At 45.8% G+C, this 10534-nt stretch carries 9 protein-coding genes; 8 read left to right on the top strand and 1 reads right to left on the bottom strand.

What is annotated here, in order from left to right; all coding sequences use genetic code 11:
• The first annotated feature begins 116 nt into the window (after positions 1 to 116).
• From murD to lpxC, 8 genes are all read left to right on the top strand, one after another.
• Complete coding sequence (gene murD, locus R7041_RS21190; RefSeq protein ID WP_053306876.1) at positions 117 to 1430, top strand: UDP-N-acetylmuramoyl-L-alanine--D-glutamate ligase; 1314 nt, start codon at positions 117 to 119, stop codon at positions 1428 to 1430.
• 18 nt (positions 1431 to 1448) lie between these two features.
• Complete coding sequence (ftsW, locus tag R7041_RS21185; protein ID WP_005372933.1) at positions 1449 to 2645, top strand: cell division protein FtsW; 1197 nt, start codon at positions 1449 to 1451, stop codon at positions 2643 to 2645.
• Positions 2632 to 3699 (top strand): undecaprenyldiphospho-muramoylpentapeptide beta-N-acetylglucosaminyltransferase, encoded by a 1068-nt coding sequence (gene murG, locus R7041_RS21180; protein WP_158159555.1) that lies wholly within the window; start codon positions 2632 to 2634, stop codon positions 3697 to 3699. The genes ftsW and murG overlap by 14 nt, the downstream gene beginning before the upstream one ends.
• Positions 3700 to 3722: 23 nt before the next feature.
• Positions 3723 to 5180: a UDP-N-acetylmuramate--L-alanine ligase gene (murC, locus tag R7041_RS21175; protein ID WP_005387395.1), complete on the top strand. Its 1458-nt coding sequence runs from the start codon at positions 3723 to 3725 to the stop codon at positions 5178 to 5180.
• Between the two features lie 192 nt (positions 5181 to 5372).
• Entirely contained in the window at positions 5373 to 6155 is a 783-nt protein-coding gene (locus R7041_RS21170; RefSeq protein ID WP_005387393.1) for a cell division protein FtsQ/DivIB, read from the top strand.
• Positions 6148 to 7410, top strand: coding sequence for a cell division protein FtsA (gene ftsA, locus R7041_RS21165; protein ID WP_005372946.1), 1263 nt, complete (start codon positions 6148 to 6150; stop codon positions 7408 to 7410). Before R7041_RS21170 ends, ftsA begins: the two co-directional genes overlap by 8 nt.
• A gap of 30 nt (positions 7411 to 7440) precedes the next feature.
• Positions 7441 to 8679, top strand: coding sequence for a cell division protein FtsZ (gene ftsZ / locus R7041_RS21160; RefSeq protein WP_017633617.1), 1239 nt, complete (start codon positions 7441 to 7443; stop codon positions 8677 to 8679).
• A 101-nt stretch (positions 8680 to 8780) separates the two neighbouring features.
• Positions 8781 to 9698: a UDP-3-O-acyl-N-acetylglucosamine deacetylase gene (gene lpxC, locus R7041_RS21155; protein WP_005381871.1), complete on the top strand. Its 918-nt coding sequence runs from the start codon at positions 8781 to 8783 to the stop codon at positions 9696 to 9698.
• Positions 9699 to 9811: 113 nt separating this feature from the next.
• On the opposite strand, the gene R7041_RS21150 is transcribed toward lpxC, so the two are convergent.
• Positions 9812 to 10270, bottom strand: a complete 459-nt coding sequence (locus R7041_RS21150) for a DUF721 domain-containing protein (protein WP_005381869.1) — start codon at positions 10268 to 10270, stop codon at positions 9812 to 9814.
• Positions 10271 to 10534: the final 264 nt, after the last annotated feature.

Raw genomic sequence — 10534 nt, 5'->3', positions numbered from 1 at the left:
CTCGCGTAATCGTGCGCTTCTGGATTATTTCTATGGTTCTTGTTCTGATTGGTCTTGCGACATTGAAAGTGCGTTAATCGCGCTTTCCAAGAACAAGATTTACAGTGTGATCAAATATGGAACGTTGGCAAAACATACATAGTGTTGTCGTCGTAGGGCTCGGTATTACCGGGCTCTCTGTCGTTAAACACCTAAGAAAAAATCAGCCACAACTTGTGGTCAAAGTCATTGATACTCGTGTAAACCCTCCAGGTGCAGAGCGCTTGCCGGAAAGTGTTCAACTGCATAGTGGTGGTTGGAATACAGACTGGCTTTCTGACGCGGATCTTATCGTGACCAACCCTGGTATTGCGCTAGCGACACCAGAGATCCAAGCCGTATTAGCAAAAGGTACGGCCGTAGTAGGTGATATCGAGTTATTCGCTTGGGCGGTGCAGAAACCGGTGATTGCGATTACGGGCTCAAACGGTAAGAGCACAGTAACCGACCTCACAGGTGTGATGGCTGAGGCTGCAGGTTTGGATGTTGGCGTTGGTGGTAACATCGGTGTGCCTGCACTGGATTTGTTAGAACAAGACGCAGACCTATATGTACTCGAACTCTCGAGCTTCCAGTTAGAAACGACGTCAAGCTTAAAGCTCAAAGCCGCTGCGTTTCTGAATCTTTCTGAAGATCATATGGATCGTTATCAAGGCATGTCTGACTATCGACAAGCTAAGTTGCGTATTTTTAACCATGCTGCTCTTGCAGTCGTGAACCGTGATGATCAAGAAACCTTCCCAGACGCAGAGATGCCATTGGTGACATTTGGCAGCGACAATCAGGACTTTGGTCTCGAGGTGGATGGCAACCGTACTTGGCTGCTCGATCACGGTCAACGAGTTGTCGCAAGTGATGAGCTTAAGTTGGTTGGTAAGCACAACTTATCTAACGCTCTGGTTGCTTTAGCGCTATTAAAAGCTGCGGACGTAAACTATCACAAAGCATTGAATGCACTTAAAAATTACACAGGACTGACACACCGATGCCAGGTGGTTGCGGATAATCAAGGCGTCAAATGGGTGAATGACTCTAAAGCAACTAATATTGCCAGCACTATGGCTGCGCTATCTGGTTTGGAATCGACAGGCAAGCTCTACTTACTCGTTGGTGGTGTTGGCAAAGGTGCTGACTTCTCGCCATTAAAACCGATCTTCGCGACGCTTAACTTGCAACTGTGTTGCTTTGGCGCTGATGGCGATGAATTTATGCCACTGCATGAATCTGCAATACGTTTCGACACTATGGAAGATGTGATTCAACAAGTATCTTCGCAGTTAAAACCAGGTGATATGGTGATGCTGTCTCCTGCATGTGCTAGCTTTGATCAATTCGACAACTTTATGGCAAGAGGTGATGCTTTCGCTGCTCTTGCTCAGAAATATGCATAATTAAAGGTTACACACTTCGTGGGTTTAGGTAACGTTAAACGCAGTATTGGCAATTGGCTCAAGCATCCAGCCCCAGAGGCGATGTTTGATCGTCAGTTAGTGTGGATTGCACTGGGTTTGATGTTGACTGGTTTGGTCATGGTAACCTCTGCATCATTTCCAATCAGCTCTCGATTAACGGAACAGCCGTTCCACTTTATGTTTCGTCATGCGACGTTTCTCGTGCTGGCGTTAGGGACCTCCGCTGTTATTTTGCAAGTGCCTTTGCAAGAGTGGTTTAAGAAGAGCCATTACTTACTTTGGGCTTCTTTCGCACTGTTGATCATCGTGCTTTTGGCGGGTAAGTCGGTTAATGGTGCGTCTCGTTGGATTCCCCTCGGGCTGTTTAACCTTCAGCCAGCGGAGGTCGCGAAGCTATCGCTGTTTATCTTCATGTCTGGTTACTTAGTTCGAAAGCAAGACGAAGTACGACAAACGTTCTTTGGTGGCTTTATGAAGCCAATCATGGTGTTTGCCTTCTTCGCAGTATTACTACTTGGTCAGCCAGACTTGGGGACGGTGGTCGTGATGCTGGTCACGCTGTTTGGCATGCTTTTTATCGCAGGTGCAAAACTAACCCAGTTTCTCGCCTTGATGGTGGCAGGTATCGGTGCTGTCGTTGGTTTGATTCTCGTCGAGCCATACCGTATGCGACGTGTAACCTCCTTCCTTGACCCGTGGGAAGACCCGTTTGGTAGTGGCTATCAGTTGACTCAGTCTTTGATGGCGTTTGGTCGTGGTGAATGGTTCGGACAAGGTCTCGGTAATTCAATTCAAAAACTGGAATATCTACCGGAAGCGCATACCGACTTTGTGTTTGCCGTACTTGCTGAAGAGCTTGGTTTCGTGGGCGTAGTGCTGGTCTTAATGCTGATTTTTAGCTTGGTGCTAAAAGCGGTTTACATCGGCAAGCGTGCATTTGAAGAAGGCGAAATGTTCGGAGGTTATCTGGCTTTCGGAATTGGTATTTGGTTTGCGTTTCAAACCTTGGTTAATGTTGGAGCTGCCGCCGGTATTGTTCCAACTAAAGGTTTAACACTTCCACTCATCAGTTATGGTGGTTCTAGTCTAATAATTATGTCCGTCGCAGTGTCCATACTACTGCGTATCGATTACGAATGCCGCTTGAAACGCGAGCAACAACAATCAGAACAACAAGCTAATGAAACAAAATAAACGTTTGATGGTGATGGCTGGTGGTACTGGCGGTCACGTATTCCCAGGTTTGGCGGTAGCAAAACAGCTTCAAGAACAAGGTTGGGAGATCCGTTGGCTAGGTACGGCGGATCGAATGGAAGCGGATTTGGTGCCAAAACATGGCATTGAAATCGACTTTATCAAAGTGAAAGGGTTACGAGGTCAAGGCGTTAAACGTCTTCTTGCAGCACCATTTCAAATTATCAATGCCATTATGCAGGCTCGTGCTCACATGAAACGCTGGCAGCCAGACGCAGTGCTTGGTATGGGCGGTTATGTTAGCGGCCCGGGTGGTATTGCCGCTTGGATGAGTGGCATTCCTGTTGTTCTGCATGAACAAAATGCAGTAGCAGGTTTAACGAACCAATGGTTATCGAAAATCGCTAAGAAGGTTTTTCAGGCTTTCCCAGGCGCTTTTCCAAATGCCGAAGTGGTTGGGAACCCAGTTCGTGAAGACGTGACTCAATTAGCAGCGCCAACTGAGCGCATGCAAGAGCGCCAAGGTCCAATTCGCATTTTGGTGATGGGTGGCAGCCAAGGCGCACGTATTCTTAACCAAACTCTGCCAGAAGTGATGTCGAAATTGGGCGAAGATTACTGTATTCGTCATCAAGCGGGTAAAGGTGCCGCCGAAGAAGTGAATGCAGCATACCAAGCTAATGGTGTGGTAAATGCAGAAGTAATGGAATTCATTGATGACGTTGCAGAAGCTTACGCATGGGCTGACCTTTTAGTTTGTCGCTCTGGAGCGTTAACCGTATCTGAAGTCTCGGCGGCAGGTGTAGGCGCTATTTTTGTTCCATTCATGCACAAAGACCGCCAGCAAGCACTTAATGCAGACCACTTGGTGGATTGCGGCGCGGCGAAAATGATTGAACAACCAGATTTAACCGTTGAGTCTCTGACTCAGCAGATCCAACAATTGGATCGCCAAGCTTTACTTACAATGGCTGAGCAAGCGCGTGGCGCTGCAAAATTGAATGCTGACCGAGTTGTCGCACAAGCCATTGTCGCTTTGACCGAAAAGCGTTAACCGAATTATTGAGAATAGAATTGATGACAATCCAACATACACAAGACTTAGCTCAGATTCGCGCAATGGTGCCAGAGATGCGCCGCGTGAAATCCATCCACTTCATCGGTATTGGTGGTGCGGGCATGAGCGGCATTGCAGAAGTGCTGTTGAACGAAGGCTACCAAATCACAGGTTCTGATCTATCAGAGAACGCTGTGACAGAGCGTTTGGTATCAAAAGGTGCGACGGTATTTATCGGTCATCAAGCCAGTAATGTAGAAAAAGCCAGTGTGGTTGTTGTGTCAACGGCGATCAACGAAGAAAACCCAGAAGTGATGGCGGCACGTGAATTACGCATCCCTATTGTACGCCGCGCAGAGATGTTGGCTGAATTGATGCGATTCCGTCACGGTATTGCCGTTGCGGGTACACACGGTAAAACCACGACGACCGCTCTTGTTACTCAAATCTATTCTGAAGCCGGTCTTGATCCAACGTTTGTGAATGGCGGTTTGGTGAAAAGCGCAGGTACAAATGCGCGTCTAGGCTCGAGTCGTATTCTAATTGCAGAGGCAGATGAAAGTGACGCGTCATTCCTGCACTTGCAACCAATGGTGAGCATTGTTACCAATATCGAAGCCGATCATATGGATACCTATGGTGGTGACTTTGAAACCTTAAAGCAAACCTTCATCGACTTCCTTCATAATCTACCGTTTTACGGCCAAGCAATTGTTTGCATTGACGATCCTGTGGTTCGAGAGTTAATCCCACGTATTAGTCGTCAAGTGATAACTTACGGTTTTTCTGAAGATGCCGACGTACGTATTGAAGATTATCGTCAAGAGGGGCAGCAAGGCAAATTTACGGTAGTACGTAAAGGGCGAGCTAACTTAGATATCACGCTGAATATTCCAGGTCGTCACAATGCATTGAATGCGTCTGCTGCGATTGCGGTTGCTACTGAAGATGACATTGAAGACGATGCGATCCTAAAGGCAATGGCTGGTACGCAAGGTACGGGAAGACGTTTTGATCACCTTGGCGAGTTTGATACTGGCAACGGCCATGCAATGCTTGTTGATGATTACGGCCATCATCCCACAGAAGTGGATGTAACCATTAATGCAGCACGCAGTGGTTGGCAAGACAAGCGTTTGGTGATGATTTTCCAACCGCACCGTTATAGCCGTACTCGTGATTTATACGATGATTTCGCGAATGTGCTTGAACAGGTAGATGTATTGATCATGCTGGATGTTTACGCAGCGGGTGAAAAGCCGATTGCAGGGGCTGATGGGCGCGCTTTATGTCGCACAATTCGCAGCCGAGGCAAGGTAGATCCGATTTTTGTTCCAGAAATCGAGCAATTACCTTCAGTTTTAGCTAACGTTATACAAGACGGCGACCTAATCTTAACGCAAGGTGCGGGTGATATTGGTAAAGTGGCGAAACAGCTGGCAGGTCTTAAATTGAATATAAACAAGATGCTTGGCTGACACATATTGTTGACGCGAAGGACAGATAAAGACTCAGATCTCGATTTTGCGTCAATATCATTGTGATTTATTGCTATCAGTGTTTGATAGTTTACAAGAGCTCAGTATAATCCCAAGGTTAAAGTCAAGACTTTTACCTCTGCGTAATTATATGGGTAAAAAGTACACGACAAAAGTCAGGAAACGAAGACGTTGTTGAATATTGCACTGAATGACGAGCGACCAAACACGGGTAACAACCGTGGTCGCCAAGAAAAAATCTTGGGTGCGTTATTTTTCGTTGTGGTTGTGACTTTAATTAGTTCTGTTTTGTACGCGGCGATCAGTTGGATGTGGGATGACCAAAGGTTACCTCTCTCCAAAATAGTACTTCAGGGGAAACTGGAGTATGTCCAAGCTGACGATGTGCAGGCTGCATTTAGTCGAATTGATCACATCGGTACATTTATGTCTCAGGATATTGATGTATTACAGCAAAGTGTCGAAGCTCTGCCATGGGTAGCGCATGCCGCAATCCGAAAGCAGTGGCCGGATACAGTAAAAGTTTTTTTGACGGAGCATCAACCAGAAGCCATTTGGAATGGCAACGAACTGTTAGATAAAAACGGGTTCGTTTTTGATGGAGATGTTGCTCTGTTGCAAGAAGAAAAAGTGAAGCTGTACGGACCCAAAGATAGCGGACCGGAAGTCTTACAGACTTACCGTGATTTGAGTCCTAAGTTTCAGCAATTGGGTTTAGCGATATCGTCTCTGGTATTAAACGAGCGACGAGCTTGGCAAATCATCCTTGATAACGGTATTCGATTAGAGCTCGGTAAAGAGTCTCTTCTTGAGCGTATAGAGCGCTTTTTTAAGCTCTATAACAAGCTTGGCAGTGACACGCAAAGAATCAGTTATATCGATCTTAGGTACGATACAGGAGCCGCAGTTGGTTGGTTTCCTGAACAAGAGTTAGAAGAGAGTACAGATGACTAAGGCCGCTGATGACAACATTATTGTTGGTCTTGATATAGGCACTGCAACCGTATCGGCTCTAGTGGGTGAGGTTTTACCAGACGGTCAAATTAATATTATTGGCGCAGGTAGTAGCCCCTCACGCGGCATGGATAAAGGTGGCGTGAATGATTTGGAGTCGGTTGTAAAATCAGTACAACGTGCAATTGATCAAGCTGAATTAATGGCAGAGTGCCAGATCAGCCGAGTCTTCATTTCGTTGTCTGGTAAGCATATCGCAAGCCGAATTGAAAAAGGTATGGGCACGATTTCTGATGAAGAGGTGTCTCAAGAAGACATGGATCGCGCTATCCATACCGCAAAATCGATTAAAATCGGTGATGAACAGCGAATTCTTCATGTGATCCCGCAAGAGTTCACCATTGATTACCAAGAGGGAATCAAAAATCCACTTGGTTTATCTGGGGTAAGAATGGAAGTGAGTGTCCACCTTATCTCATGCCATAATGACATGGCACGCAACATTATTAAGGCGGTAGAACGCTGCGGCCTTAAAGTAGAACAACTCGTATTTTCTGGGCTTGCTGCTAGCAATGCAGTAATCACCGAGGATGAAAGAGAGCTTGGAGTTTGTGTGGTTGATATTGGCGCCGGCACGATGGATGTGGCCATCTGGACTGGCGGTGCGTTACGTCACACAGAAGTATTTTCGTACGCAGGAAATGCTGTAACCAGTGATATTGCTTTTGCTTTTGGCACGCCAGTGAGCGATGCTGAAGAAATAAAAGTCAAATATGGCTGTGCTTTGAGTGAACTGGTCAGTAAGGATGACACGGTTAATGTACCAAGCGTAGGTGGACGACCATCACGTAGCCTGCAACGTCAAACGTTGTCAGAAGTGATTGAGCCACGCTACTCTGAGCTTATGGGACTGGTTAACCAAACTATCGACTCTGTACAAGCAAAATTGCGCGAAGAGGGTATCAAGCACCATCTGGCTGCGGGAGTTGTACTCACTGGCGGTGCTGCGCAAATGGACGGAGTGGTAGAATGTGCGGAACGCGTATTCCGCAATCAAGTAAGGGTCGGCAAACCGCTCGAAGTCAGCGGATTAACTGACTATGTAAAAGAGCCGTACCATTCTACGGCAGTTGGATTACTTCATTACGCAAGAGACATGCAGTCTAGCGACGATAGCGATTATAATGAACCTAAACGCTCATCTGTAACTGGCTTTTTCGATAAATTGCGTAACTGGATACAAAAAGAGTTTTAACCTGAGTTGCAGGATAAACGGAGACAACACATGTTTGAACCGATGATGGAAATGTCTGACGATGCAGTAATCAAGGTCGTTGGGGTTGGTGGCGGCGGTGGTAACGCCGTTGAACACATGGTGCGTGAATCCATCGAAGGTGTGGAATTCATCAGCGTCAACACTGATGCGCAAGCACTTCGTAAGACAAGCGTTGGCAATGTTATTCAGATCGGTGGTGATATCACTAAAGGTCTGGGTGCAGGTGCTAATCCACAGGTTGGCCGTGACGCAGCTCTCGAAGACAGAGATCGAATTAAAGATTCCCTGACTGGCGCCGATATGGTGTTTATCGCAGCTGGTATGGGTGGCGGTACCGGTACTGGTGCAGCGCCTGTTATTGCTGAAGTGGCTAAAGAGCTTGGCATTCTAACAGTAGCGGTAGTAACTAAACCGTTTAGTTTTGAAGGTAAAAAGCGTTTGGCATTTGCTGAGCAAGGTATCGATGAGCTGTCTAAGCATGTTGACTCTTTGATCACGATTCCAAACGAAAAGCTACTTAAAGTACTTGGTCGTGGTGTAACACTACTAGAAGCTTTTGCAAGCGCTAACGATGTTCTTAAGAATGCCGTTCAAGGTATTGCTGAGCTAATTACTCGCCCTGGCATGATCAACGTCGACTTTGCGGACGTAAGAACTGTAATGTCTGAAATGGGTCACGCAATGATGGGTAGCGGCATCGCCAAAGGTGAAGACCGTGCTGAAGAAGCGGCTGAAATGGCAATTTCTAGCCCACTTCTCGAAGACATCGATCTAGCGGGCGCTCGTGGTGTTCTTGTCAATATTACTGCTGGTCTGGATATGCGTCTTGACGAGTTTGAGACGGTTGGTAATACAGTGAAGGCATTCGCTTCTGACAATGCGACTGTTGTTATCGGTACTTCTCTAGACCCTGATATGACTGACGAAATCCGCGTAACAGTTGTAGCGACAGGTATTGGTAATGAGAAAAAGCCAGATATCACGCTAGTTGCGGGTGGTAAAGCTAAAGTGGCACCGACGCCGCAAGCTCAACCACAGCAACAAGCAGCGGCAACGCAAGCTGAAGAAAAACCGGCACAGACCTTGCAAAATAATCAAGTGCAAGAGAAGCCACAGGTAACTCCTCAGCCGACAAACACTGCTCCTTCTTCTCCAGCTTCGTCGAGCCAAAGTTCTGCGGCTCCAAAGCAAGAAAAGGAAAGTGGTTATTTAGATATACCGGCATTTTTGCGTCGTCAGGCTGATTAATCTTTAACCCATAAATTTGACATGGCTCAAAATTATGGTAGCATTCACGGTCGACGTTACAGACGGCCGTGTTTTGTAGCAAATTTTTGAGAGGCAAGCAGATGATCAGACAACGTACTCTGAAAGAAATAGTGAAAACAACTGGTGTGGGTCTCCACTCTGGTCGTAAAGTCACACTTACTCTGCGCCCGGCTGCTGCAAATACAGGTATCATTTACCGTCGTACAGATGTAAATCCACCTGTAGATTTTCCAGCTGATCCAGCTTCGGTTCGTGACACCATGCTTTGTACTGCATTGGTAAACGATGAAGGTGTGCGTATTTCAACTGTTGAGCACTTGAATGCGGCACTTGCTGGTATGGGCATCGATAACATTGTTGTCGAAGTAGACGCACCTGAAATTCCGATCATGGATGGTAGTGCAAGCCCATTTGTATACTTGCTACAACAAGCAGGTATCGAAACGCAAAATGCGCCAAAACGCTTCATCCGTATCAAAAAGCCAGTTCGTTTTGAAGATGGTGATAAATGGGCAGAATTTGTACCATTTAACGGCTTCCGTATGGACTTCGAAATTGAGTTTAATCACCCAGCGATTGAATCAGACGAGCAACGTTTGCTGTTTGATTTCTCGTCAAAAGGCTTTGTTCGTGAGATTTCTCGAGCACGTACGTTTGGCTTTATGCGTGATATCGAATATCTACAATCTCAAAACCTAGTTTTGGGTGGTAGTTTTGACAATGCTATCGTTTTGGATGATTACCGTATTCTTAATGAAGAAGGTCTACGCTTTGAAAATGAGTTTGTGACTCACAAAGTGTTGGATGCGATTGGTGACCTTTACATGTGTGGTCACCCAATCATTGGTGAATTCCGTGCCTTTAAATCTGGCCACGGTTTAAATAACCAACTGTTACGTGCTGTTCTTGCAGATCAGGAAGCGTGGGAGTGGACTACATTCGAAGAAGAAGTCGGCTCACCAGTAGCATTCGCAGAACCAAATATGGTGCTTGCGTAAATACTTGGCATTAGAATTAATAAAAAACCAGGCTTATGCCTGGTTTTTTGCTATTTGGCTTTAATCTTCGACTTATCAATAACATTCAAGCTTTCAGCATATTGAAATAACGTTCACTTACGATCTTCCTTTTCTGCCATATCGGCTAATCGTTTTAAACGCTCTTGAATTTTAGGTGGCGCCATGTCGGCAATCGTCATTAATGACTTTGCTGCAGATTCTGTTAGTGGTGGACGCTTAGGTCTGTCGTCTTGTTGAAAGCGGTTTCTATATAGTGAAGGATTGATCCTCACTTCAACGCTCATCAGCTTGGCAAAGCCTTGAGTACGAAGTTTATTTAGGATCATGAGGCGATCGTAATCGATCTTCATTTTGATTGCGGCACTAGAGACATCGATCAATAGATGGCCGTTACGAACATTCGCTACTCGGCAATGATCGGCCGTCCCCATGGGTAAGACCTCTTGCAAAGCTTGGTTAAGCTGTAAGATTTCTCCAGCATGTTCTTGAATCTGCTTGAACTGTGACTCAGCAATAACATCTTCAGTCGAGGTTGGACGGTGATCACGCATAGGTAAAATCTAATTTTGTTGAGATATAGCTATTCTAGAGCAGCTTTCTATCAAGGTATAGTTTACATTAACGTCTTTAGCTTCAGTTTTACAATGTAGCAAGGTAAAAAGCAAAGTTTGCTCTGGATGGATTACACATATTGCGGTATGCAATATCGGCGAATCAGTCACCACTTTAAGTAAAAACTTCAGAGTGCTTCAAACAAATACGTCTATTTATGGTTGTATCGATTAAAAATCCTTACACTAAGCCACATTGTTTCA

Origin of the sequence: Vibrio sp. 1751, assembly GCF_033339895.1 — a bacterium.
Lineage (GTDB): Bacteria > Pseudomonadota > Gammaproteobacteria > Enterobacterales > Vibrionaceae > Vibrio > Vibrio alginolyticus.
The sequence above is the reverse complement of the archived record's forward strand: the minus strand, read 5'-3'. Positions and strand labels throughout refer to the sequence as shown.

Coding starts and splice junctions, on each gene's coding strand:
- murD (WP_053306876.1), top strand. CDS start 117: ATGGAACGTTGGCAAAACATACATAGTGTTGTCGTCGTAGGGCTCGGT.
- R7041_RS21150 (WP_005381869.1), bottom strand. CDS start 10,270: ATGCGTGATCACCGTCCAACCTCGACTGAAGATGTTATTGCTGAGTCA.
- murG (WP_158159555.1), top strand. CDS start 2,632: ATGAAACAAAATAAACGTTTGATGGTGATGGCTGGTGGTACTGGCGGT.
- ftsZ (WP_017633617.1), top strand. CDS start 7,441: ATGTTTGAACCGATGATGGAAATGTCTGACGATGCAGTAATCAAGGTC.
- ftsA (WP_005372946.1), top strand. CDS start 6,148: ATGACTAAGGCCGCTGATGACAACATTATTGTTGGTCTTGATATAGGC.
- lpxC (WP_005381871.1), top strand. CDS start 8,781: ATGATCAGACAACGTACTCTGAAAGAAATAGTGAAAACAACTGGTGTG.
- murC (WP_005387395.1), top strand. CDS start 3,723: ATGACAATCCAACATACACAAGACTTAGCTCAGATTCGCGCAATGGTG.